Genomic DNA, 26,238 nt, shown 5'->3' with positions numbered 1-26,238 from the left:
TTTCACTTCAAATAATCGAACGAGTCGGAGACGGTCAAATCAGACAAAGTAGCCGAAACAGATGAAAACGCACCAAGCAATTAATTAACGCGAATATTCAGTTCACGCCAAATAGCGAGTTAAAGATAAATGGCTAATCGAAGACAAAGGGTTAGTCGACGATCAACTCAGAAGGGATTTCTATACCCACTTCTTTATAGTAACGAGCAGCACCTGGGTGAAGCGGAACAGGAAGGCCTGCGATCCCTTTCTCAAGTGCCATTGCTTTGGTTGCTTTGTGGATACCTTGTAGGAAAGGTAGGTTTTCATAGATAGCTTTGGTCAGTTGATACACATCTTCTTCAGAAATGTCTTCACGAACCGCTAGGAAGTTAGGTTGGGCAATCGTAGTAATTGGTTTATCGACACCTGGATAAGTGTTTGCTGGGATCTCATACTTGGTCCAAATATTGTAATCACCATTCGCTTGTTTGATTTGTGCATCGGTAAACGACAAGATTTGAATATCTTCACCCAGTGCTGCAAAGGCTTGCGTCACCGCACCAACAGGAACACCAGCAGGCGTGTTCATACCATCAATTGTGCCATTTTGTAATGCGCTCGCACTGCCACCGTAACCCATAAAGGCGAGTTTAAATTGTTCTGGGTCCACGGATAAGCCTTGCATGATTTGACGACCTGAGTTTTCAGTCCCAGAGTTCTTCTTACCGATAGAGAATTTCTTACCGTTTAGGTTCTCTAGATCGCTTACCGTACCTGTTTTTGCTAGATCTGAACGCACAATAAAGTGTTCTACGTTTTGCCATAACATGGAAACTGAACGCAGTTGAGTTTGTCTGCCAGATTTCTCATATGGCCCTAAACCCTGCCAAGCCCAAGCACCATACAAACCTTGTAGAATAGCGAACTGAGCTTCGTTCTCGTTCAACAACTTTACGTTCTCACCCGAGCCCGCAGAGCTGATAGCCGCTAAAGAAAAGTGCTGCTTAGGCGCAAGCTTAACTTTACTCAATGTCGCTAAGGCCACACCTACCGGATAGTAAGTACCACCCGTTGAGGCCGTCGCTAAAATATAGCTGCGATCTTCTTCAGCTGACGCATGACTGATAAGGCCAAGAGAAGCCATTGCTATCGCTAAAGTTTTAACTAGCTTGTTGTATTTCATTGTTACTCTCCATGTAGGGTTATTCACGTTATATTTTTGTTAACAACAATCACTAGATAGCAAGCACAATGCCAATTTTTAAACTACTGTTTTTATTATTATTTATTTTAAAAGCCACCTAAAGTAAGCCATTTTCTGCTTATTTCACTACTAATGAGTAAGCTATTTTTTGCTTATCCAAAGCCGCAGTTAACATCCCCTTAAAGGTGGTCAGGTCACATCATGTTATATTTATGTGATCAATGTTTGTAAAGTGATAAATATACGATGAGCCATTTATTGCTCATCAATATCCAATAAACACGACTGTCAAACCGATCATTGAGAATCGACGTAGTCACTTCGATTCAACCCATAACGCACCATCTTTTGGTTCAATGTTCGACGAGGTAAATCCAAGTCTTGCATAACATCATTGATGCGTCCCTGATAACGCACTAGCGCATCATGAATCACTTTCCGTTCAAAGCTCTGCACTTGAACCGCCAACGGGATGCCTGCCGTTGTGGACTCTGTGACAGAATTAGGACGACACGCCAAAATATCACCAACGGTCAGGCTTTCATCCAGCGCAAAACGAATCGCAACATTACGCAGTTCACGCACATTGCCCGGCCATGCATACGACAACAAGGCATAGCGATCGGCTTCACTGGCCGCTCGGGTTTCGCTGTTCGCTTCTTGAGTGAAGTGTTCAAAAAGGATAAGAGCATCGTCTTCTCGTTCACTAAGGGGAGGTAAATGCAGTTGAGCAACGTTCAAACGATAGAAAAGATCTTGGCGAAAGTCAGGATGATTTAAAAGGTCGCATTTCGAAGCTGAAACTATTCTTAAATCAACATGTTGCTGTTGATTACCACCGACACGTTCAACAACATTGTCTTGTAAAGTACGTAGCACTTTTACTTGCATCGACAACGGCATACTTTCTATTTCGTCAAGAAAGACCGTACCTTTGTCGGCAAATTCAAGCTTACCAATGCGTCGTTTAGCAGCACCAGTAAATGCCCCGGCTTCATGACCAAACAGCTCGCTTTCAAATAGATTCTCTGGAATCGCACCACAGTTTAGTGGCACAAAAGGATGAGGTTTACGCTGACTAAATTTATGCAGACAAGAGGCGACCAGCTCTTTACCGCAGCCGGTTTCACCATAAATGATCACATTGGTATCAATCGAGGCGACCTTTTGTATTTGTTCTCGTAATGCACACATCACTCTGCTGCGGCCAATCAGAACTTGTTCAATGCCCTTCAGGTTATCCAAATAGCTTTGACGATTTATCCTATCTTGACCACTTTGATGTTTATCTACCGCTTCCGATACCGTTTGAGACAAACGCTCTGGATCGAACGGCTTTTCTATAAAATCATACGCGCCTTGCTGTAATGCCTTAACGGCCATATCGACATCACCATGTCCGGTGATCAAGATAACAGGTACTTCTGGCACCAAATCTTTAAAGCGACTTAACAGTTCAACACCATCAATATCAGGTAAGCGCACATCGCTAATGATGGTCTGAAAATCACCTTCCACGACCGCATCTAACGCGTCTTGTCCAACCTCAAATGCGGTGACATCGAAGCCTGCCAACTGCAACCATTGGCTGGTTGCTTGACGCACAATTGCATCATCTTCAATCAAAGCAATACGTTGCATGATCTCTTCCCATCGCTTACACCTAAATAATATCGACCACGGTATGTAAAAAAGCCGCAGACTAAAAGGAGCTAGCTCCCACTTTGAATAACACTCCTTTAACAGTTTTATAATGTTTGCTAGCTTCAATTTGTTCCAGATTCAACCTTCCATGTGGTAATAAAACGCAGCTTTTCAACTCAATAATTTAAAAAGGATTTAATCAAGAATGGTTAACAAAAATCGATATTGGTTGTTCCTGTTTGCCTGTTTATTGATTGGTTTAGTTCAGGTAACTACCAAAAGTGGCATAAGCCAATGGAAGCTAGAACAAGCTCAGCGTTACGCAGAACAGCGCTTCCTTGGATACATTGCCGAAGCAAGACGCACGCTCAAACGTTTTTACTATTTGCCTTATCTCGTGACGAACGATGAAACCAGCGTGCGTTTTATTGATGGTGACATTCGCCTCCAAAAACACATTAAAAAACAGCTGATTCAGTTAGACAAAGCGGCTAACACCAAAGGATGGTATCTACTCTCTGCAAACGGTGATTTGCTTGTTTCTAGCGTAGAAAGGAACAAACTCAGTAAAAAAAGCGCCAGCACTATTGTCGCTAAGATCCACCAGCAAGGCGGTGCGATCTCCCTAGTAACCAAAAATAAAGGCGTCACACCCGATTATTTTATTGCTGCACCCGTTTATCGAGCATCCGATGTGGTAGGCATTGTTGCAGTACAAATTGATTTATCATTACTGATCGACCAATGGTTTGCCGATGGTGAAGCCATCTTGTTTCAAAACCCTCGCGATCAGTTTTTTCTATCGAGTGATCACCGATTGAATGCAGATTGGTTCAATGAAAATTTCACTTCACAACCGCTCGCTACAAAGCGTGAGCTATATGACCAAACCCACATTCGCGTATGGCGACTGAAAGATAAAGATTACCTTATTCAATCCATAAAGTTAGACGACCTGAATTGGCGCTTAACCTACCTAACGCCGTTAACCAGCCTAAACCAAACCACAAGTTGGATAAGTTGGAGCGTCGCAGTAGGTTGTCTGTTCATTCTGTTATTGCTGGTTATTCTTTATCAAAGACGTCAGAAAAAGCTCAGCAATTTACGAATACAAAAACTCATCGAAGAGTCGGAAAAGCGTCTGTCTGGGATGATCAATAAAACGCACGTTGGGCTAGTGCTGATCGACAAACATGGTCATATCCATGATATTAATCTCATGGCCAAGAACTACTTCTCACTATCCGATTCAATGATCAGTAACATCAAAGCTTGGCAGTTATTTGAGGCAGGCAATCCAAATTCAACCACCTTGCAATTGCTTCAGAACCTAGAGCAACACCAAGAACTGGCCGAAATAACCAGCGTCGAAACTATGGCAAGGCGCAGCGATGGTAGCTACTTTCCGGTACTGTTCTCTATAAGTGCTTTTCCTTGGCATGCGACCACTTATTATCTGTGTACCGTGATCGATATTAGTAAGCGTAAAAAAGCAGAAATTGCAGTGCAAAATGCTAATAAAACGCTTCAACTACGTGTAGAAGAGCGAACACAAGACCTGAAAGACGCACAACAAGAACTGGTTGAATCAAGCAAACTTGCCGCACTAGGGCGGATGTCGAGTGCGATCACTCATGAACTTAACCAGCCACTGACAGGACTAAAAACTCTGCTTTCAAGTAATCAATTACTGATGGAACGAGGCGAGACCAAGATGTTGAAAGCGAACATGGATCTCGTGATGAGTCTTATCGACCGAATGGCAAACATGACCAGCCAATTGAAGTCATTCGCCTTTAAAAGACTTGAAAAACCATACCCAGTGTCACTGACAGACGCACTGCAAGAAACCCTACGCATTCACCAAGCCGATCTCGAAAACGTCGATATTCGAGTACGAATCGCCTCCAATATTTCTATGGTGATGGGTGAAGAAGCCAGGCTAAGCCAAGTTCTTGGAAACCTGATTCGAAACGCAATAGACGCCACTCAAAATCAAACACCCGCGACCATTGTTATCAGCGCACATACCGATCAACAACGCGTGATCATCAAAGTGCAAGATAATGGCTGCGGCGTATCAGAAGACCAACTCGAAACCATTTTCGAACCCTTCCATACCAAAAAAAAGATGGGCGAAGGCTTAGGACTCGGGCTGGCTATAACAGCAAACAATGTTCGGGATATGCAAGGTACCTTGATAGCGAAGAACAACCCAGATCAAGGCATGACATTCACGTTAACGCTACAGAATAGTGATAGTGAGTAGTTACTAATAAGACTCAAAAATTACGATAATTGACTCGTATATATTTTAGCTTATTAAGAGAGTACATCTTGGTAGGTATTCGTGTCTGACACATGAACCGCACTCTGTTCAAAGGGCAAGACGTTGAAACCGCAGCCAGCTGGCTGCATAGCACCAGACAAATCATTGCTGTCGGTATAGGTGGCGGTTCGACAATCGCCTCTCAAGAGCCGTAACACCGACTGTTTCGATTAATCTAACCAACCGAGGCTAAGATAAACTCGACTCGTACCTCAACAGATAGCTTAGGCACTTCCACCAGCTGATAACCAAACTGATTATAGGCTGTCACCATCTTTTCATAGGTGGCGATCGCTTCATTAAAATCTTGCTTGCGCTCTTGGTCATTGATGAAAATCGAATCCCATGGCGGGAAGATAAATACCTTGCTGTTGTATTCCAGTTCATTACAGTTATTCATCAAAGACTCTGAAATAGGCAACGTTTCTAACAAGCTGTAACCGTATGAATCTACGATGCTTCTATCAAAGAAAACGAGTTGCTCACTTTCCTCAAACGCTTGGTAATTCGCTAACTCCTCTCGCACCATTTCGTCACGAAAAGCCACTTTATCTAACCACGGCAAGGCTCTACCTTGTTGCTCGACTTGTTGCTGAATCACTTTACGTCCAACTTCTGGTGCGCAGCGATAGCCCAGACTTTTCAAAGCATCGATGACTGAGGTTTTTCCAGATCCCGGCCCTCCGGTAAATACGATTAGATTGTTCAAATAAACCTCTTCAAAATGGAAAGTTAACGAATCGAACCTAAACGAAACCCAAGTTAACGAATTAAGGATAGAATGAACTTAAATTCTGGTGCACGACAATCTTTCACTAGCTCGTATAAGCTCATTTCCAATCCTGTGATTTGGATACCAGCATCGGTTAGTCGACGGATTGCCAGCCCTTTGTTGAGTGCGGTTCGCGAGCTAATACAATCACTAACCACTTGAACCTTGAACCCAAGTTCCAACAAACCCACTGCGGTTTGATAGACACAAATGTGAGCTTCAATACCACAAACCAACCACGTATCCACATCTTTGGCTTGCACTGCCTCAACAAACTTGGGCTCGTTACACGCGTTGAACGTAAATTTTTGTATCGGCTTAGCATCACTCAATAGGTCATTAAGTTCGTCGACCGTAGCACCTAACTTCTCAGAATTCTGCTCCAAGCTAACAATTGGCAGCCCCAAAACCTGCACGCCCTTAATCAACTTTCTACAGTTAGAAATTAGCGTATCGCTCTCATCGACGAGGTACGCTAACTTGCCTTGAACATCCACAACAACCAAGCCTGTCTTTTCTTTGATTAGCATTACTTTTTCCTTGTTATGGATGAATCAAACGCTTGGGTTTATCAAAAAAAATCACCTACAGCGCTAGCGAGCCATTAAAAAATATTTTTATTTCAATAGTTTAGTATAAAAAGCCAATCAAGGAAAAATTAAAAACATCGTTTTATTTAGCAAATTTAACCATTTGTCAATATATGAATTTTATTTATATACAATATAACCGCGCAAAATCTCGTTAACTATTGAAAACTCTAGAGCCGCATATAATCGCACGATGAATGAGAAGATAGGTTTCATTTCTGAGGGTTTTACAGATCAAAAATCAGCGATACCGTGACTTCCATCACAGGATAAGTAAACAAGGTATTATCATGAAAAAATCAGCATTAGCACTCGGTTTAATTGGTTTAGTTTCACTTCCAACTTTAGCAGCAGGCACTGATGGAGGTGCCTATCTCGGTGGTGGGCTTAGTGTCTATCAAGGCTCAGACACAGACGGTGCGCCAAGCCTAGATTCAGACGGAATGGGCTACAACCTATACGGCGGTTATCAATTCAACCGTATCGTTGGCGTGGAACTTGGCTACAACGATTATGCAGACTACAAGAACAGCACAGACAAACTTTCACCAACGTCTATTTCTGTATCAGCTAACCTCGGTTATACGTTCGACAACACCATTCGTCCATTTGTACTTGCAGGTTTAAGCTCGGTCGACCTTCATGCAAATAGCGCAGCAAACTATGATGACGACAGTGGCACTGGCTTCCACTTTGGTGTCGGTGTTGAATACACACCAATTGAGCACTTAACACTTCGCCTGATTTCTCAAGCGGATGCGGTAAATGTGGAAGACAACTATTCCTTCGGAAGTAACGGCTCATTCAAAAGTGATGATCACACACTTGCGTTCAATAGTGTTAGCTTCGGTGGTTCATACAACTTCTGATGTGCTCCCAGTGATTACATAGTAAGTAAATAACCAAAATTCACTTTGCTGCTCTGCCCTGTAATAAGACAGCACAGTAAAGTGAATTTTTGTTTCTATGTAACGATTCAACTTACAAAGCCATACAGTAATGAGTAAAAAACTCAGGGATAATTGTCAACAACGGTCTAGAGGCCACAAACTAAAAACGATTAACAATCGATAGTGACTGACAATCACATTTGAAGACATGACAGAGTGAGTAACAAAGATGAACAAGATAGCGAAATCAGCATTAGCACTAGGTTTAATTGGCGCAGTTTCTCTTCCAGCTTTAGCAGCAGGAACTGACGGCGGTGCTTACATTGGTGGCGGACTTAGTATCTACCAAGATTCTGATACAGATGGTCAAGGTAATTTAGATTCAAATGGCATGGGCTACAACCTATACGGCGGTTACCAATTCAATCGCATCATTGGTGTTGAGCTTGGCTACAACGATTACGCAGACTACAAAAAGGGGGCAGCAAAACTGTCGCCAACATCTATTTCAGCATCTGCAAACATCGGTTACACGTTCGACAATACTATCCGTCCATTCGTATTGGCTGGTTTAAGTTCTGTTGACCTAAATGCAAACAAGAGTGCTGGTTATGATGACGACAGTGGTACTGGTTTCCACTTTGGTGTCGGTGTTGAATACACGCCAATCGAACACCTAACACTTCGCCTAATTTCACAAGCAGATGCGGTGAGTGTTGAGAACGACTACGGCTTTAAGAAAGAAGACAAAACACTTGCCTTCAACAGCATTAGCTTCGGTGGTTCATACAACTTCTAATGTGATTGAATTACATAGAATAAGCTAAATATACTAATTCACTTTGCTGTTCCACCTTGTCATGAAGGTCACTCAGTAAAGTGAATTTTTTGTTTCTACACGCCCTATCGCATCATTTCACTTTAGCCGGTTTATCGCTCTCCATCACTTCCTGAGCTTTATGCATTGATATTAGAGCTTTCTTGGTAGCGAGACTAAAATAAAGGGACAAGAGACGCAGGAAAACAAGACAATGAATCTACCGCGCTTAAATATGTCGATAAACAAACTCCCTTTCGTGCTGGCTGTGTATTACCTACTTGTCATTAACCTGCCTATTTCGCGCGAGCTATTCAACATTCTGAGTGCCTCAAAAACGGAAAGTATTGGGTTCATAATCTCAATTCCCTTCTTCTTTCTCGCTGCATTCAACTTTATCTTTCAAGTTTTTAACTGGCCGATATTCGCCAAGGCCTTTTTCATCTTGTTACTGCTTACTTCCTCTCTGGTCAGCTACAGCATGTTCAGCTATGGCATTTTTGTTGACTATGGAATGATAGAAAACGTTTTTGAAACCAACAGTGGAGAAGCCGCCAGTTATTTAAGCCTATATTCTATTTTCTGGTTTGTTTTGATGGGTGGTATACCATCACTAGTGCTTTTATTGACGAACCTTGAAAGAGAGTCTTGGAAAGATTTTGCTATTTGGAAATCGATAGGATTATTGAGTTCGTTAATCGTCATTGCCATTATTGCAGGGCTATTTTACAAAGATTACGTATCGATTGGCCGAAATAATTCTCATCTCAAGAAGATGATCATTCCAACGGAGTACGTGGCATCAACCGTTAAGTACATCAATAATACTTATATCAAAGAGCCAATCCCGTACCAAGAAATAGGCTTAGACGCACAGCTAAAACCAGAAACTAAACAAGCAGAAAAACCAACCTTATTGGTGTTTGTTCTTGGTGAAACAGCACGTGTATACAACTATCAATATTATGGCTATGAGAAAGAAACCAATGCTCATACCAAGCCCTACAATCCGATATTTTTCTCTGATGTTCAGTCGTGTGGAACGGCCACTGCAGTTTCTGTTCCGTGTATGTTTTCTAACATGAATCGCAGCAACTATGATCGCGACAAAGCCTACAACCAAGACAACGTAGTCGACATCATGAACCGCGCAGGGATTCACTCTATTTGGAGAGAACATGATGGTGGAGACAAAGCCGTTGCGCACCGAATCAAAGAGATGACTCTCGTCGCCAAAGACAGCGACCCGCTATGTAACAACGATGTGTGTTACGACACAGCGATGTTAGAGAGCTTTGAGCAAGATACCCAAGATCTTAAGCAAGATAGTATCATTTTCTATCATATTTCCGGTTCTCACGGCCCAACTTACTATGAGCGTTATCCTGAAGAACATAGGAAATTTATGCCAGATTGTCCACGTTCTGACATCGAAAACTGTACCAAAGAGCAAGTCGTCAACACCTACGACAACACTATTTTGTACACAGATTTCTTTCTCTCACAGGCTATTAAGAAGCTAGAAAAACTCACCGATAAGTACAATGTCGCGCTGATGTACATTTCCGATCATGGAGAGTCATTGGGAGAAAATGGCGTCTACTTACACGGCATGCCTTATTCATTAGCACCGAAAGAACAAACCCATGTTCCGATGATTCTATGGATGTCTGATGACTTTGCTACAGAGAAAGGGCTCAGTGACACTTGCTTGCGTAAAGAAGGAAAGGAACAGAGCTTTTCTCACGACAATTTGTTCGATTCATTGCTTGGCCTGATGGATGTACAAACCAAAGAGTATAGAGAGGAACAAGATATCTTCGCACCGTGTCGTTAGCGCTTTTGCTTATGTAAACCATCGGAAAACTCGAGTTGCCTGACAAGCTCTCCTCAACTCTCTCTCAAAAGAAAAGACCTCGGTCTTTTCTTTTTTTTTGTCGCTAACATGGGACCAGAGTGCTAATTTATAACGACGAAACAATGAGCTACATTTATTAGGGAACGGTACTTATAAATCCGAGAACTCATAAGAGTAACTTCTCTAACCAAACGTTCTACCAGCACTTGTTATCTCGGCTCTCGTTCTCTAAGAAAATAGAGCTAATATAGGCACTTAAATCGTGCTCTAATATCGATGGTTTCGTCATATCATTAAGGACAGCGAATGGACGCTTTCATAATTTCAAGCTGGCAATTTTCAGAAGGTGTGGCACATGAGCACACCACCAGCCCAGCCCAATTCGAGCAATCAACTTGGTATCATTGCCAAAGAGATGCTGACGGTTTGAGAGAATGGCTCCACAGTAATACGGTTCCAAACGCCATCATCGATTCACTACTTACCGATGACACTCGTCCTCGATTTGAACAATTTGGGCACGACTGCTTTTTAATGATTCTGCGAGGCATTAATCTAAACGAAGGTGCCAACCCTGACGACATGCTTAGCCTACGTATCTTATGGTACAAAGGCACTTTAATATCGACACGCAAGGTCCCTTCAAAAGCGGTTAGCAACCTAATATCTGATCTCAAACAAAGCCAAGGCCCGACATCGTTACCTGATGTATTACTAGGCATGATCCGAGGAATCAACCATTACATATCAAGCTTCTTGACTCCCGTTGAACAACTGATTGATGAGCTAGAGTCTGAATCTCATCACGATATTAAGTCCATCAATGCTCTGCATTCTAGGCTACTCAGACTAAGACGCTATTTGAAGCCACAGAAATACGTTTTCGAGGATTTAATGAATGACTTACCAGCCCCGCTGAGTAAGCACAACAGTCATATCAAAAACAGTCTTGATACCATTTTGAGGATTAACGAATCCGTTGAGTTCTATATCGACCAGATTAATGTGTTTTTGGCGAGTAGAAGTCAGCAACAAGCTGAAAAAATGAATAGAAATACATACCTATTTTCTATCATTGCGGGTATTTTCCTCCCTGCCGGATTTTTCACCGGTTTATTGGGCGTCAATATTGCTGGAATCCCAGGAACAGACAACCCTGTGGCATTCCCGCTGTTTTGTATTGGACTGTTGATGGTCGTTGCGATTGAAGTCGTTATTTTGAAAAAATTAAGGTTTATTTAATGGTTGAGTTTTTGCAATCCAATATGTGGCTTAAACAAGTGGGTTTAGGTTTACTTCTTATCACTGTGTATTGGGTGATAAAACGCTTGGGGAAAAATTGGATAGAAACATTAGCGGAAAATAAGCGCGTCGAATTGAAGCGAAAACAGTTCGTGATTAAGTGTTTCAATATCTTACTGTTTCTGCTCTTCATCGCTGTGTTTACGATTGTTCTTAACTTGGGTTTTGGTGATATTTCGCTGTTCTTGTCATCCATATTTGCGGTGCTGGGTGTCGCTTTATTCGCGCAATGGTCGATTCTAAGTAACCTCACAGCCAGCGTACTAATATTTTTCGTCTTCCCTTATCGCATTGGCGACAGAGTAAGAGTCGCAGAGAAAGACGAAGATATCAGTGGCGTGATCATCGATATCACCATGTTCCACGTTATTCTTCGACACAGTTCGGGCAACATCATCACCTACCCTAATAACCTGATCCTACAAAAAGGCGTGATAAAGGTACTAGTTGAGCCTGAGTTAAAGAGTGAAACTGTCGATACAAAACTCATCAAAGCTGAAAATTCAAAATCGTAAGATTTATAGACTCAACGAACCGACCCGTAAGGTATTAACAGTGCTTAGTTCAAAACCGATTGCAGAGTTTAGTGACAAGTGACTTGCTAATAAAAAACATTAGAGAGAAGCTTCAATAAGGTAAAAAGTCTGACACCCGATACTTACGCTAAACGGTGGCTTAACCATTGATGTTTATGGTGGAGTGAGATCGGAGTAACCACTCTTTATCTATAACGAGCACTCTGTCTATAACGTACACCTCTGTCTTTTGTGTCCCATTAGCCGCAAGTTTTATTGAGTTTAGATTTGCGACTAAATATACTGGAGACACCATCATACGGAGGATAAAAATGAATAATAAAAACAAACATATAGTTTTAATTCATGGTCTATATATGCCTGCGTTGATCATGCAATATCTGGATAGGAACTTCAAAAAACGTGGCTTTACAACGCACAAGTTCGCCTACAACTCTCTGCGTTTTCCTTCTGCTGCAAAGCGCCTTAATCGCTTTATAAATGCGCGGTTTGATGAGCATGATGAAGTCTACTTCTTTGGCCATTCACTCGGTGGCTTACTGATTCGCCACTACTTTAAATTCTACCAACCCAACTTTGCAGACACCTGCATTATTACCGCAGGTACACCTCACAATGGGGCAACCATCGCTAAAACACTGTCTAATCATGGCCTCGGGTTTATATTTGGTTCGAGCAAAATGATCTTAAGTGATGGCTTAGGTGACTATGATATCGACGTGCCGATAGGTGTGATCACTGGCACCTACGACGCTGGTGTAGGAAGAATTGTGTTAGGCAAGAATCCAGGCGATGGCACGGTCACACTCGAAGATGCGAACCTAAGAGGCGCTACAGACACCTGTGCTCTCAAGCTCAACCACACAGCGCTCGTATATTCGAAAGAAGTGGTCACTCTCTCTGCCCAGTTCATAGAGCACCGAGCTTTCAAAGCTGCCTGATTAGCTGTTTTTCGCTTTCTTGGGTTCTAGGTTTTTATAGCTAAAAGCCAAAAACTAAATACACTCCCTTATAAAACAAAAATACCACTCTACAGATAGAGTGGTATTAAAAGATTCATTACTAGAAATAAGCAGCCAGCTACAAAAGATTCACTCGTGTTGGCAAAAACACTTCACCCAACATGCATCTAACCGAACCACCACCAATGTCTTCAATCGTTTTTACATTGAATGGCAGCAGTTTTCCGTGTGTCGAAAGCTGGGCTAACTGCGCTGGAGAGAATGCATCATAAGCAGATTGAGACATTGCAATCACCTTATCGCCATTCACCGTTTCGAGTTGCAAAATATTGCCACAGAATCGGTTCATCTGGTCAATTGAAATAGAGACAACCTGCTTGTCTTTAGCAAGAGATTTCACCACAAAACGACGCTCAAATTCAGGAATCACTTCATCACAGATCACGCAGAAGTTATCACCAATCGCCATCATCACATTGGTGTGGTAAATCGGCTGACCAGACGGTAATGCCGTTTGGAAGGAAACTACGCGCGAATAACCAATACGCTTCGCATAATCTTCTAATACTTCACGATCGCAACGCTGAGAAAGCGCTGCATAGATCGTCTTATTAATATGATCGATCACCATCACACCAGTGCTCTCTAGATAGGAACCTTGGTCAATATACGACTCTAGAGACTCACTGTGATTAACAATGCGGCCAGAGGCTTCTAACGCTTCAATAAGAGCATGTGGCTTAACTTCATGCTGGCGGTTCTCACACGCCATAGGAAAGGTGAATAAACTACCGTCACTGCAAGTGCTAAACCAGTTATTGGGAAAAACCGCATCAGGGGTTTCTACACCCAATTCAGGGTAATCAAACTCTACAACTTGCACACCTTCTTTACGCAACGAAACCACCATAGCCTTAAATTCGGCCATCGTTTCTAGCTTCACCTCGGCTTCAGTCAGATTCACTCTGTTCTGAAACTCATTATCACGCGCAGTTTCTTCGTTAAAACGAAACTCTTTTGGTGGCACCATAACAACGCAATTGGCGTTTTGAACACTACTAATGTGAAGTGACTTTTTGTGTAGGTTTAACATCTCAACCGTCCCTATCTTTTATCTACCTCAGAATTGTAAACAACTTGTTACGACAAGATTCACTGAAAATAATAATGATTTGAATATTTATCCCAAACAATTACTGCAAAAATCAGTTTATTCCGCAATTTTTACTGCAAGATAACAGCACATCAGAAAGAACCAACTGTTTGCATATTAGTTAGAGAAACTGATGAATAAATATCCCAACGTCATTCTCTAGCTTGGCTCGAGTTTAGGTTACAATTTAATTCATTTAACGTTAGGATTATCACCGTTGCATAACAATCAATTACGTTTGAAATAAGCCTAACTTTTCCAGTCCGTATCAATCTAAAATAAGCGTCGTGAAAGACACTCTTTGAACCTTTCCTGCGTCACTTAAAAAGAACTAACAACGAAAATCTATCTAATGAGGTCATACTGATAAGAACTCATTAGCACTTATAAAATTTCAAACCAAATTTATAAAAACAAGCTTCACGACGATGCAGTTGCTAATAGATGCATTAGTTATAAAGGGAAATCTATGTACAAGAAATTTGAAGGCTTTACCGAAGCCTTTCCAAAGGGAGAGCCGATACAACCTCCCACAGGAATACTGGCGTTTTGTCGCCACTACACTCGAGGCTTTGAAAAACCATTAATCGTGCTCGGATTAATGAGTATGACCATCGCGATCATCGAAGTTGCACTGTTTGGTTATATGGGGCAACTGGTGGACTGGCTATCAACAAGCAACCCAGACACCTTTTTGGCCGACAATAGATCCACTCTGATGGGTCTTGGTGTTTTGCTGTTGATTGTGATGCCAATATTAATCAGTGTTTACTCGCTATTGCTTCACCAAACTTTACTGGGCAACTACCCAATGTCGATTCGTTGGCTAGCACACCGCTACCTTCTAAAGCAAAGCTTGTCATTTTATCAAGATGATTTTGCCGGGCGTGTTGCGACAAAAGTGATGCAAACATCGCTCGCGGTGCGTGAAACCGTGACTAAAATGGTCGATGTGTTCGTCTATGTGACGGTTTACTTTACGGCGATGTTATTCATGCTCGCGGAGTCAGACTGGCGCTTAATGGCTCCAATGCTAATTTGGCTATTCATTTACGTCGGTATCCAACTGCACTTTGTCCCTAAGTTAAAAGATGTTTCTTCCGAACAAGCCGATGCTCGTTCACTGATGACAGGTCGTATCGTCGATAGCTACACCAACATCGCGACGGTGAAACTGTTCTCGCATAGTAAAAGAGAAACCGAATACGCCGAAGAAGGCATGGAAGGCTTCCTTGATACTGTGCATCGTCAGATGCGCTTAGTTACCGGCTTTAACATCTGCGTTGAATTCGCTAACTACCTATTGGTGTTCAGCATTGCTGGTATCTCTATCTACCTATGGCTAGATAACGCAATCACGGTCGGTGCGATTGCCATTGCTGTCAGCTTGGCTTTACGTATTAACGGGATGTCTAAGTGGATCATGTGGGAGATCGGTGGTCTGTTTGAAAACCTAGGTACTGTGATTGATGGTATTAAAACGCTATCTAAACCTATCGCTATCGAAGATAAAAAAGAAGCTGAACCACTTAAAGTTCCGCAAGGCGGCATCCACTTCGATAACGTGAGCTTTAACTACGGTGAGAATAAGGGGGTGATCAACAACCTAAACCTCAACATCAAACCAGGCGAAAAAGTCGGTTTGGTTGGCCGTTCAGGTGCGGGTAAGTCAACTCTAGTTAACTTACTGCTACGTTTCCACGATGTAGAAAGCGGCCGCATCCTAATTGATGACCAAGAGATCTCGAGCGTTACCCAGGATTCGCTACGTAGTAACATCGGTATGGTGACTCAAGATACTTCATTGCTTCACCGCTCAATCAAAGACAACATTCTTTACGGTCGACCTGAAGCATCGGATGAAGAAGTGTATGCAGCCACGAAGCAAGCGCACGCGCATGAGTTCATAGAAACGCTCACCGACCCATTTGGTAACGTTGGTTACGATGCACAAGTAGGTGAGCGTGGTGTTAAGCTTTCTGGTGGTCAGCGTCAACGTGTCGCTATCTCTCGCGTCCTACTAAAGAATGCTCCACTGCTTGTTCTAGATGAAGCAACTTCAGCACTCGATTCAGAGGTGGAAGCCGCCATTCAGGAAAGTTTGATTGAGCTAATGGAAGGCAAAACGGTCATCGCGATTGCACACCGTTTATCAACGATTGCAGCAATGGATCGTTTGATCGTACTCGATGCAGGTAATATCGTAGAAGAAGGCACGCACCAACAGTTGATTCAACAAAATGGCATCTATGCTCAATTGTGGAATCATCAAACGGGTGGCTTCATCGCAGATGATCTTGAGCAAGCGACCAACGTTTAATTTATGTGCTACTTTAAAAGTGCGGCGTGTTTCACACCAATTTGTCAATTACTGGTAAATTACACATAGCAGAATGTTATGTCGTAATTATATAATGACATTAACGGGACAAGACGCTTCGCTTGCGCGTTCTGGAATAAGGCTAGACTTCGGGGGGAGGCTAGCCTTTTTTATACCTGTTCAGCTTCGGCCCTTTCTCATCTATTCTGTCTGCACGATAAACTTCGTCGATCCTTTTGTTTTTTTCTTGGCGTTTTTTTCTTAAAATGCGCGCAATACGCAATATTCTTTCGAGAGATCAACCATGAACAAAAGTGTCTTAACTAACGTAATAGCGTTATTACTACTTGCTAGCGGCTATGCGACGACCAACCAATACTTACTTTATGCAGGCCTATTTGCCTTTTCTGGTGCCATCACCAACTGGCTTGCAATTCACATGTTGTTCGAGAAAGTGCCCGGTTTATACGGTTCTGGCGTTATTCCAGCGCGCTTTGAAGAGTTCAAGGCGGCCATTAAACAACTGATGATGGAACAATTTTTTACCGAAAGTAACATCGACCGCTTCCTAAGCAGTGAGATGACCGGAAAGTCGCTGAATCTAGAACCCGTGATTAAGAAGATCGACTTTAGCCCTGCATTCGATTCACTGGTTCATGTTATCGAGAACTCACAGTTTGGTGGCATGTTGGCGATGGTTGGCGGCACAGAAGCCCTGCAGCCGATGAAAGCGCCATTTGTAGAGAAGATGCAAGAGTCAGTAATTGAAATCAGCAAGAGTGACTCTGTAAAAAATGCCATCAAAGATGAACTTGAATCGCCTGCAATGATGGATGAAATCAAAGAGAACATTGAAGCGATCATCGACCAGCGTTTGAATGAACTAACACCAAAACTCGTGAAAGAGATGGTTCAAACCATGATCAAGAAGCACCTTGGCTGGCTAGTGGTTTGGGGCGGTGTATTCGGTGGTGTGATTGGCTTAATCTCTGCGGCCATCACGCTGTAAACTGTCTATCAGTGCTAACTCGATCGTTTAGCCGATATATCCGCACTCAATAAAAAATGGAAGCTCAATAGCTTCCATTTTTATATCTGAATAACATTCGCTACAGCAACGAGAAACTGCCGAGAATTAACTAGAAAGCCCCTACTTTAAGGTTGATAATAGCTCCGGATTCACTCCAAAACCCTTTTTATGTTCTTCAATCACCACTTCACTGCGTGTCTGAATCACTCCAGGTAATGTCCCCAATTTAGTAGCCATAAACGCCTGGTACGCTTTCATGTCTTTTACCCGCACCTTGATCATGGTGTCAAAATCACCAGACAACGAATAGCACTCTTCAACTTCAGGCATCAATTCAACGGCCTGAGCAAATTTATCAAAAATCGAAAAGCTGGTTTGATCGAGTCGAATATGGATAAAAACTTGGACATCCAGCCCCAACTTTTCAGAACATAACTCAGCGTGATAACCCGTTATGTACCCCTCTTTTTCCAATCGCTTGAGTCTATCAGAGCAAGGGGAAGTGGTTAGATTGACCTGCTTTGCCAGCTCGACCACGGGCAAGCGCCCTTTCATATGCAGAATTCTTAGTATCTCTTTATCGATACGGTCGAGTTGATGCTGAGACATAATATTCCTTAAACATTCTAAATTCGGCTCAGTATATTCTATAGTGAGGGCTATCAGACAAAACCCCGCTCACACATTTAAAAAACTAAATACACTTGCGTTATTCACATTAAATATAAATCAACAAACACCAATAACAAGCCTTATAAATCAGTCGTTGACCATTAACAAATTATTATAGAAATGACCTTAAGAACAAATAAGTTGAGCTAGAAACGAAAGAAAGGATATAGGTCAAAGTGAATAATATGACTATCAAAGAGAAAGGATGACTCTATTATGAAAACACAAGAACTCGCATACAAGCCATACGGTATTGGCCCATGGACACACGTTACCGTTTCTAAAGATGTTGCTCAAGCACTCGCAAATGAGTACTCAAACTATGGGTGGGAAGTGAAGATTGATGGCTGTGCCATTGAAACAAAGCTGACACTCAAAGCCGCATAGAAACGCAAAAACCTCCTATACGGAGGTTTTTTGATCTAAGTTAGTAAGCACTTACTATATTTAAGCCAAACCAACTTGGGGAACAGAACTTGCCGTTTCGCAACGACAGTTGCACGTTCGACAAAAGTGCTGAGTTTCCATATCGTAATACAGGTTTCCACTAAATAGCTTTGACGTCCATTGCATCATACGGCCAGAAGCTGTCTCGGGCTCTGATTCACAACGTTTCATTATAGACTTATGTAGTGTTGTTTTTTTACATCCTTTGCAATAGAGATCAGGCATACCTTTGTCCTATAGGTCTTTAGTGGTTACTGACAATTGACATATCATGTCCAATTCGGTTCCACAATTCACCGAGCTAATAACAAAAGTGAGCGCCAAGTTCAAAAAATAGCCATTTTTCTCTTCTATTTTTTGACATCAAACGTCGTAAAGATATTTCCTCTTTCATTTATCACCCACTAAAACCTAGTTTCAATTTACATTGTAAACCTCAAAACTACGTTGCACTTTAGTCGAATTAACACTTAATTTTATAAATTACAGCTCAGCAATATCCTCTGGCTTAGTACTCCATTTCAGCACAAGTACAATGATAGAAAGTACGAATAAAAAACATATCGGACAGAGTCAATGTTCATTCAGATCTGGCATAAGCCGTGTGAGGCGATGGATCTGACCGCTCGCATAGGGTTTTAGTGTTTGGACATATAGACCAGAAAGAGGTCGAAAGCATTAGGGAAATAGGCAAAAAAATAGAGCCACCGAAGTGACTCTATTATTTTTAGCTCATGTTCTTTGCTAATTCACATCTGTTTTACAATGTAAATTAGTCTAGTTCTACCAGATTCTTCTCGAACTCAGCGTGTTGCTTCTTCACTTCGTCTTCTGGCTCACCCGTAATTAGGCTCACGATAACGATAGAAAGAGTCGATAGGATGATTCCTGGTACGATTTCGTACACATCGAACCAACCGCCCGTGAACTGTTTCCAAAGTACGATAGTCACACCACCAACCACGATACCCGCTAGAGCGCCGTTACGGTTCATGCGAGACCAGTACAGGCTCAATACGATAGCTGGGCCAAATGCTGCACCAAAACCAGCCCATGCGTAAGACACAAGGCCAAGTACTGAACTGTCTGGCGTCATCGCTAGCACAAGTGCAATAAGAGAGATCAGGATAACCGCGAAACGGCCTACACGAACAATCTCTTCTGACGTAGCATCTTTCTTCAGAACTTGCTTGTACAGATCTTCTGCCATTGCAGATGAAGAAACAAGAAGTTGTGAATCAGCAGTACTCATGATTGCCGCTAATATTGCAGCCAGTAGGATACCTGCGATTACTGGGTGGAACATCGCATTTACAAGAAGCATGAAGATCTTCTCGCCATCGTCTAGCTTAGGTGCGCCAGAGTTAGTCACATAGATCAGACCAACAAGACCCACAAGCATTGCACCAACCATAGACAGCGCAGTCCAGATAACCGCAATGCGACGCGCTGTTGTTAGATCTTTATTGCTACGTGTTGCTTTGAAACGAGCAAGGATGTGTGGCTGACCGAAGTAACCTAGACCCCATGCCGCTAGCGAGATGATCGCGATTGCAGAAAGAGGCTCGCCCTTCGCATCATTCCATAACGTGAGTAGCTCTGGGTTGATGTTGTGTAGGTCGCTAGATAACTGACCAAGGCCGCCATTCATTGCTGCGATGGGTACAATCAATAGTGCAGCAGACATTAGCAAGCCTTGAACTAGGTCAGTCCAAGATACCGCTAGGAAGCCACCAAACAGGGTGTACGAAACCACACATACCGTGCCGATAATTACCGCTGTTGTGTAATCTAGGCCGAATACCGTTTCAAATAATTTACCACCTGCTACCAAGCCTGAACTTGTGTAGAAAAGGAAGAATAAAAGGATAAAGAAAGCAGAGATTGTTTGAATCAGCTTAGAGTTATCGTTGAAGCGGCGAGATAAAAACTCAGGCAACGTCAGCGACTCTGTTGTAATACTGTAAGTGCGTAGACGTTTAGCACTGATTAACCAGTTTGCCCAAGTACCCACAAGTAGGCCACCAGCAAGCCAAAACGCTTCAAAACCAGCAGCATAAGCGTAACCAGGCAAGCCAAGTAGCAACCAACCACTCATGTCTGATGCACCCGCAGAAAGTGCAGCAGGCCATGGGCCTAACGAACGACCACCTAGGAAGTAGTCAGTTGAGTTAGATGTACGTTTGTAAGCAATAACACCGATCGCTAGCATCATAATTAGATACGCAATGAACGTCGTCGTTATTGCAAAACTGTTTTCTATCATTTGATAGTCCTCATTTTGTAGAAAGCCTTCCATGCCTAATTCAATGCAAGACACTCACCGTAAAGGCGAGCGAGTGCATTGAGTTAGGTATTGAGGCTCCAAAGCACTCATGGAGAAAACCAAAAGTCCTTAGAGCCAATTTTACTGAAGGTTAGTGAGCTTCGCTTCCAAGTTCGAGCAAGGTCGCGTTACCGCCCACAGCTGTTATATTTATAGTTCGCGTACGCTCGGTAATGAAGCGCAGCGATAGGTGTGGATCGTTAGCAACATTCATTGCATTCAGATCCGTTTCAGCGACTAAACCGACGATGGCACCGTCACGCTTAGCAAGCTGTAAATTAATAGCTTGTGCCGTTTGTGAGTTACCGACATAACCCACACTTCGTACATCGCAAGACAACAACTGTTGAGAAGCGTCATACGAGGCAACCTGCACCAAGTTAGTTGGCAAATTAGCCGACTTAGCTGCATCGGCAACTAAGGTATTAAACTGCACATCATCACTACACAATTGAACGCTGTTACCTGCTAATAGTGCAGCAGTAATCAGAGCCATTGCCGTTTGTAGTGCTGGCAGTTTGTCTTGGCAATCATCAACAATTACCAAAGCCACACCACGACCTGCAGCATACAACTCATTGGTTTCGCCCGTTGGGCCTGCCATAAGGTGATGCTCCGCAAGTAGTGCTGACGCTTGTTCTAGATGATAAGTCGCCACTGCAGCCAAAGGCGCAGATTGACTTTCAATCTCTGATTTCAATGCAAGTACCTGAGCACTCTTATAATCAAAATCGGTCAGATTCCATTGTTCCCACGCAAGCAATGCATCAGAAAAACCTGTCACTTGATGAACCATGATACTGCTCCTTATGCCTTGTCTTGTGATTGCGAAAAATGAACATCAGTAAAGCGATATAGGTAGTGAGGACCACCTGCTTTAGGGCCTGTACCTGACAAACCTTGACCGCCAAATGGTTGAACACCAACAACAGCACCTACTTGGTCACGGTTTATGTAGCAGTTACCCACGCGCACGTGTTTTTCGATCCAACGGTAAGTTGTCTCGTTACGGCTGTGAATACCCATAGTTAAGCCAAAACCGGTTTGGTTAATTTGGTCTACCACTTGCGCTAACTCACTCGCCTTGAAGCGAACGATGTGCAGTACAGGGCCAAACTGTTCTTCTTTCAAGCAACTGATGTCATCGATTTCAAACGCACTTGGTGGAACAAAGTCACCATGTTCACAATCAGAACCCAATGTAAGTTGAGCGACTTTTTTCTGTGTTTGGGTCATATTTTTCAAGTGAGCTAACAGCTTTTGCTTCGCTGTTTGATCGATAACCGGACCAACATCCGTTTTATGAAGGTATGGAATACCAACACTCAGTTCGTCCATTGCACCGTGAATCAGTGCAATTACGCGGTCTGCAATGTCTTCTTGGATGTAAAGCACACGCAGTGCAGAACAACGTTGACCTGCAGAAGCAAATGCAGAACGAATCACGTCACGAACCACCTGTTCAGGCAGTGCAGTACTGTCGACGATCATTGCGTTCTGGCCGCCGGTTTCCGCGATAAACGGAACTGGCTTAGCGTTACGGCTTGCCAATGACACATTGATGCGTTGTGCTGTTGGGGTTGAACCCGTAAAGGCAACGCCCGCAATGGCATCGTGGCTGGTTAGCGCACTGCCGATCTCAGCACCACGACCAGGTAGAAGTTGAATCGTGCCAGCAGGGAAACCCGCTTCATTCATCAGTTCCACCGCGCGAGCTGCAATCAAGCTTGTTTGCTCAGCAGGTTTCGCCACAACCGTGTTACCCGCGACGAGTGCCGCTGTAATTTGGCCAAGGAAGATAGCGAGAGGGAAGTTCCAAGGGCTGATACAAACGAACACACCACGACCTTGTCGTGAAGCGATTCGAGTTTGGCCGTCAAAACCTTTTAGTTCGAAACCTTGCAGGTTGTCCGCTTGTTTTGCGTAGTAACGACAGAAGTCGACCGCTTCACGTACTTCATCAACACTGTCGTGAATTGTCTTACCCGCTTCTTGATGACAAATCGCCACCAATTCAGCAAGGTTGTCTTCCATCAGGTCAGCCAACTTCTCAAGCGCAGCCGCTTTGGTTTCAACCGAAGTCGCGTTCCAATCAGCGAATGCTGCGTCTGCACCAGTGATCGCTGCGGAAACATGATCAAGGTTAGCGAAAGCCACCTGACCCACATGAATACGACGATCGTAAGGTGCGGTGACTTGCTCAACGTTCTGATCTGCCTTGATCATGCTTTCGGCAAGAGATTCACCGTTTATCACAGGGCCTGCAGTCCATTGATTGTTAAGGAAAGACTTAACCTGCTCTTCAAACTGGTGAGCTTCACTTTCGATATCAATGTTCACACCGTAAGAGTTCTTACGCTCAGGGAATACCGCTGGCGGCAGAGGAATCTTAGTGTTGTTCAGCGTATCAAACGCCAGAAGCATATCGACCGGGTGTTGTGTTAGCTCTGCCACAGGGCAGCGAGCATCAACCAAACGGTGTACAAACGAGCTGTTTGCGCCGTTCTCTAGCAAGCGACGTACTAGGTATGGCAGCAGATCTTTGTGGCTGCCAACCGGTGCGTAGATACGTACCGACTGTTGGTAAGCTTCCATCGCATGGTTATAAAGAGAATCACCCATGCCGTGTAAGCGTTGGAATTCAAAATCTTTATGTTCAGTCATCACTGCAATTGCAGAAACCGTATGAGCATTGTGGCTCGCAAACTGCGGGAAGATATTGCCACGAACACTTGGGCTCAGTAGGTAACGTGCACATGCAAGGTAAGCTACATCTGTCGCTTCTTTGCGTGTGTAAACTGGGTAATCAGTAAAGCCAGCTTGCTGTGACCATTTGATTTCGCTGTCCCAGTACGCACCTTTCACTAAGCGAAGCGGGATTAAATCACCCTGCTCTTTCGCCAAGCGGTTTAGCCATACTAGAACCGGTAGTGCGCGCTTTGAGTAAGCTTGAATAACCAGACCAAATTTACCCCAACCTTTTACAAGATCGGTACGGTACAGTTTTTCGAATAATTTTAGAGAAAGCTCTAGGCGATCCGCTTCTTCAGCATCAATCGTAATCGCAACATCAAGCTCTACTGCTCGGCGCAATAACTGCTCTAGCGTGTCGCAAAGTTCTGTCAGTACGCGGTCTTCGTTCGCTACTTCATAACGTGGGTGAAGTGCGGAAAGCTTGATAGAAACAGACGGTGCTGGGCTCGATTTTGAAGAGACGTATGTGTCTCTACCTACGGCTTCAATCGCCATTAGGTAATCTTTGAAGTATTTGTTTGCGTCTGCAGTAGTCAGTGCTGCTTCACCTAGCATGTCGTATGAGTAGGTAAAACCTTTGTCACGCATAGACTTACCGTTCTTTTGCGCTTCAGCAATGCTGCGGCCAAGAACGAATTGGTGACCCATCACCTTCATTGCTTGGTGCATCGCTTTACGAATTACCGGCTCAGAAAGCTTATTCACTAAACGGTTAACCGCTTGACCAGCACTCTGCTCTTTAGATGAAAGTCCAACCACCTTACCCGTTAGCATTAGGCCCCAAGTGGATGCGTTAACAAACACTGAATCAGAATTCTTAAGGTGAGACTTCCAATCCGCAACGCTTAGTTTGTCGCGAATCAGCGCATCAGCAGTAGCTGAATCAGGAATACGCATTAAGGCTTCCGCCAGACACATCAGCAAGATGCCCTCTTGAGTATCTAAGCTGTATTCAAGCAACAGTGCATCGATCATCTGGATAGAAGTCTTATCCGCACGGATAGCTTCGATCAATGAGGTCGTTTTGGCTGTGATCTGCTGCTTTTCAGATTCAGAAGGGGTAGCTAGTGGCAGAAGTTGCTCTAGCCATTGGGTTTCATCCACCATATATAATGGTGAGATAAGCGACCATAGATCAGTAAGCGACTGCTCATTGAATTCTGGCTTTAACACATCAGTAGCTGTAAACATGCGTTTTCCTTAATCTCACACCCGGAATTAGCCCGGGATCTCTACAATGGCTGCAGTGTATGTAGAGTATATAAGGATTACTTGTCAAAAACTCCGAGTTTTTTGCTAAAAACTCGCTTTATTAACAAAACAAACACAACGTCACATATGAAACTTTAAAATAATATGCCGTTTTGTTTCACTATTTAACAGAAATTTTCTTTTTGTATTGAGATGGTGACATGCCTTGAAGGCGTGAAAAGGTATGAGTAAAGGAAGATTGACCGGAGAAACCAGCCAGTTCAGCGACCTGACCAAGGCTAAGGTTACCTTGTTCGATTAAACGACGAGATCGGTCTATACGCTTACCTAACACATACTGATGTGGGGTGATTCCCATTTGATCTTTGAATAGCATGTGGAACTGGCTTTCACCCAGGAACACACTGCCTGCAAGTTGGGCCACAGAGATCTTGTTCGCAAGGTGTTGCTCGATGTAACGATCCAATGCTTCAAGATCAAAACGCGAGTCTTTAATCGGAGTTTCGAATGCGGATATATGCCTTTGCATCAACGCGATCACCGTGTCATTGCATGCTCGACTCAGTAACAAATCATCAGGGCTCGACTGCATTTCTTGCACCAACATATGGATAAGCTTTTGAATTTGCGCGTCTAATTGAAAGTATACGTTCGATGACTCTAGCTGGTTAATCTTCTCCAACATTAGAGGGTCATCATCGGTTGGCACAGGCATATTGAGTACGAGAATATCCGACTGACCAACCACGCCACCGAAAGCATGATCAGAGCTCGCCGTTACCACACAACCTTGACCGGGACCAACCAAATTCCCTTTACCTCTGACTTCAAACTCCGCCTGACCTTTTAAGCCAATCACCACCTGCGAATAATGATGCTCGTGGCAATCCATATGCGATGGCAAAGTGATGATCTCAGCCGGGCGAGGGCCCGTAAGACCTAGCGGGGACAGGTCTAGGTTTGGAAAGGGTAAAGGTTTTGGCATAACATCAAAATACTCAGGTCGACATAGTAAGAATAATACTCTGAAATCTGCATAAGATGAATTTGTAAATGATCATGAGAGTCATTTCCTCGCCTTAAACAAAAGATCATTGTCGGAGATCGTCTTGATCATGCCTCCGGAAAGATGATCAAGAGTGTACAAACTACGGTCATTGTAAAACCAATCGTTCCGGCGGCTTCAGTACTTAAAAGCGAGCAAGTGCAACAAGGTGCAATGCATATCTAAAATAGATGTATTTTCACCACCACATATAGAAATAATTTTCTTATATAGCTCAAATAATTTAGCTTTAACTTGTAAAAAGTGTATCCGAAGTAGCGAAACTCGGCTTTTGAGTAGATTGGGTGACGATAAAACGGTATAAAGACGGGTACTGTGTTAATTGCTAATAACTAGTGACTCACAACTAGGAAGTAGACACTTTATTAACGA

The 26,238-nt window shown here is 43.2% G+C and carries 21 protein-coding genes and 1 pseudogene; 11 read left to right on the top strand and 11 right to left on the bottom strand.

The genetic code is table 11. The features are described from left to right. Positions 1 to 151 precede the first annotated feature (151 nt). Positions 152 to 1,165 (bottom strand): TAXI family TRAP transporter solute-binding subunit, encoded by a 1,014-nt coding sequence (locus ACFI6G_RS04140; RefSeq protein ID WP_016789976.1) that lies wholly within the window; start codon positions 1,163 to 1,165, stop codon positions 152 to 154. Positions 1,166 to 1,483: 318 nt separating this feature from the next. Further along, complete coding sequence (locus ACFI6G_RS04135; RefSeq protein WP_010432074.1) at positions 1,484 to 2,827, bottom strand: sigma-54-dependent transcriptional regulator; 1,344 nt, start codon at positions 2,825 to 2,827, stop codon at positions 1,484 to 1,486. Positions 2,828 to 3,035: 208 nt separating this feature from the next. On the opposite strand from ACFI6G_RS04135, the gene ACFI6G_RS04130 reads away from it, so the two are divergent. Together ACFI6G_RS04130 and ACFI6G_RS04125 are read left to right on the top strand one after the other, a co-directional pair. After that, complete coding sequence (locus ACFI6G_RS04130; RefSeq protein WP_016786011.1) at positions 3,036 to 5,099, top strand: ATP-binding protein; 2,064 nt, start codon at positions 3,036 to 3,038, stop codon at positions 5,097 to 5,099. 92 nt (positions 5,100 to 5,191) lie between these two features. Next, positions 5,192 to 5,311: pseudogene (locus ACFI6G_RS04125) on the top strand (transcriptional regulator); the annotation flags it as partial. A 23-nt stretch (positions 5,312 to 5,334) separates the two neighbouring features. On the opposite strand, the gene ACFI6G_RS04120 reads toward ACFI6G_RS04125, so the two are convergent. Both ACFI6G_RS04120 and ACFI6G_RS04115 read right to left on the bottom strand, forming a co-directional pair. Next, on the bottom strand, positions 5,335 to 5,868 hold the full coding sequence (locus ACFI6G_RS04120) for an AAA family ATPase (protein WP_065100689.1): 534 nt from the start codon (positions 5,866 to 5,868) through the stop codon (positions 5,335 to 5,337). 53 nt (positions 5,869 to 5,921) lie between these two features. Beyond that, complete coding sequence (locus ACFI6G_RS04115) at positions 5,922 to 6,461, bottom strand: isochorismatase family protein (RefSeq protein ID WP_010432085.1); 540 nt, start codon at positions 6,459 to 6,461, stop codon at positions 5,922 to 5,924. 350 nt (positions 6,462 to 6,811) lie between these two features. Between ACFI6G_RS04115 and ACFI6G_RS04110 the strand changes: the two genes are divergently transcribed. From ACFI6G_RS04110 to ACFI6G_RS04085, 6 genes are all read left to right on the top strand, one after another. Then, entirely contained in the window at positions 6,812 to 7,390 is a 579-nt protein-coding gene (locus ACFI6G_RS04110; RefSeq protein WP_010432088.1) for a porin family protein, read from the top strand. Between the two features lie 250 nt (positions 7,391 to 7,640). Continuing rightward, the gene (locus ACFI6G_RS04105) at positions 7,641 to 8,210 is read left to right on the top strand and encodes a porin family protein (protein ID WP_010432091.1); all 570 of its coding nucleotides are present in this window, start codon (positions 7,641 to 7,643) and stop codon (positions 8,208 to 8,210) included. Positions 8,211 to 8,442: 232 nt separating this feature from the next. Then, positions 8,443 to 10,065, top strand: coding sequence for a phosphoethanolamine transferase (locus ACFI6G_RS04100; protein WP_102386487.1), 1,623 nt, complete (start codon positions 8,443 to 8,445; stop codon positions 10,063 to 10,065). A gap of 327 nt (positions 10,066 to 10,392) precedes the next feature. Continuing rightward, positions 10,393 to 11,328, top strand: a complete 936-nt coding sequence (locus ACFI6G_RS04095) for a CorA family divalent cation transporter (protein WP_010432098.1) — start codon at positions 10,393 to 10,395, stop codon at positions 11,326 to 11,328. Next, positions 11,328 to 11,903, top strand: a complete 576-nt coding sequence (locus ACFI6G_RS04090) for a mechanosensitive ion channel family protein (protein ID WP_010432101.1) — start codon at positions 11,328 to 11,330, stop codon at positions 11,901 to 11,903. The genes ACFI6G_RS04095 and ACFI6G_RS04090 overlap by 1 nt, the downstream gene beginning before the upstream one ends. A gap of 332 nt (positions 11,904 to 12,235) precedes the next feature. Beyond that, positions 12,236 to 12,865 (top strand): esterase/lipase family protein, encoded by a 630-nt coding sequence (locus tag ACFI6G_RS04085; protein WP_010432104.1) that lies wholly within the window; start codon positions 12,236 to 12,238, stop codon positions 12,863 to 12,865. A 139-nt stretch (positions 12,866 to 13,004) separates the two neighbouring features. On the opposite strand, the gene ACFI6G_RS04080 is transcribed toward ACFI6G_RS04085, so the two are convergent. Further along, positions 13,005 to 13,979: an arginine deiminase-related protein gene (locus ACFI6G_RS04080; RefSeq protein ID WP_016787458.1), complete on the bottom strand. Its 975-nt coding sequence runs from the start codon at positions 13,977 to 13,979 to the stop codon at positions 13,005 to 13,007. A 529-nt stretch (positions 13,980 to 14,508) separates the two neighbouring features. On the opposite strand from ACFI6G_RS04080, the gene ACFI6G_RS04075 reads away from it, so the two are divergent. Next, the gene (locus ACFI6G_RS04075; RefSeq protein WP_016785433.1) at positions 14,509 to 16,359 is read left to right on the top strand and encodes an ABC transporter ATP-binding protein; all 1,851 of its coding nucleotides are present in this window, start codon (positions 14,509 to 14,511) and stop codon (positions 16,357 to 16,359) included. A 304-nt stretch (positions 16,360 to 16,663) separates the two neighbouring features. After that, complete coding sequence (locus ACFI6G_RS04070) at positions 16,664 to 17,368, top strand: DUF445 family protein (protein ID WP_462710146.1); 705 nt, start codon at positions 16,664 to 16,666, stop codon at positions 17,366 to 17,368. Positions 17,369 to 17,509: 141 nt separating this feature from the next. Here the strand turns inward: ACFI6G_RS04070 and ACFI6G_RS04065 are convergent, their stop codons facing one another. Then, entirely contained in the window at positions 17,510 to 17,998 is a 489-nt protein-coding gene (locus ACFI6G_RS04065; RefSeq protein ID WP_010432115.1) for an Lrp/AsnC family transcriptional regulator, read from the bottom strand. 279 nt (positions 17,999 to 18,277) lie between these two features. On the opposite strand from ACFI6G_RS04065, the gene ACFI6G_RS04060 reads away from it, so the two are divergent. Next, complete coding sequence (locus tag ACFI6G_RS04060) at positions 18,278 to 18,448, top strand: hypothetical protein (RefSeq protein ID WP_010432118.1); 171 nt, start codon at positions 18,278 to 18,280, stop codon at positions 18,446 to 18,448. Between the two features lie 60 nt (positions 18,449 to 18,508). Here ACFI6G_RS04060 and ACFI6G_RS04055 read toward each other — a convergent pair whose 3' ends face one another. The 5 genes from ACFI6G_RS04055 to ACFI6G_RS04035 form a co-directional block, all read right to left on the bottom strand. Continuing rightward, entirely contained in the window at positions 18,509 to 18,733 is a 225-nt protein-coding gene (locus ACFI6G_RS04055; RefSeq protein WP_065099303.1) for a hypothetical protein, read from the bottom strand. 547 nt (positions 18,734 to 19,280) lie between these two features. Beyond that, on the bottom strand, positions 19,281 to 20,807 hold the full coding sequence (gene putP / locus ACFI6G_RS04050; protein ID WP_016767920.1) for a sodium/proline symporter PutP: 1,527 nt from the start codon (positions 20,805 to 20,807) through the stop codon (positions 19,281 to 19,283). 118 nt (positions 20,808 to 20,925) lie between these two features. Beyond that, entirely contained in the window at positions 20,926 to 21,630 is a 705-nt protein-coding gene (locus ACFI6G_RS04045; RefSeq protein ID WP_016785434.1) for a 1-pyrroline-5-carboxylate dehydrogenase, read from the bottom strand. An 11-nt stretch (positions 21,631 to 21,641) separates the two neighbouring features. Beyond that, the gene (putA, locus tag ACFI6G_RS04040; protein WP_016789982.1) at positions 21,642 to 24,779 is read right to left on the bottom strand and encodes a bifunctional proline dehydrogenase/L-glutamate gamma-semialdehyde dehydrogenase PutA; all 3,138 of its coding nucleotides are present in this window, start codon (positions 24,777 to 24,779) and stop codon (positions 21,642 to 21,644) included. Positions 24,780 to 24,960: 181 nt separating this feature from the next. Further along, complete coding sequence (locus ACFI6G_RS04035) at positions 24,961 to 25,785, bottom strand: AraC family transcriptional regulator (protein ID WP_016767923.1); 825 nt, start codon at positions 25,783 to 25,785, stop codon at positions 24,961 to 24,963. Between the last annotated feature and the right edge of the window lie 453 nt (positions 25,786 to 26,238).

Source organism: Vibrio sp. PSi01, from assembly GCF_054960695.1.
The sequence above is the reverse complement of the archived record's forward strand: the minus strand, read 5'-3'. Positions and strand labels throughout refer to the sequence as shown.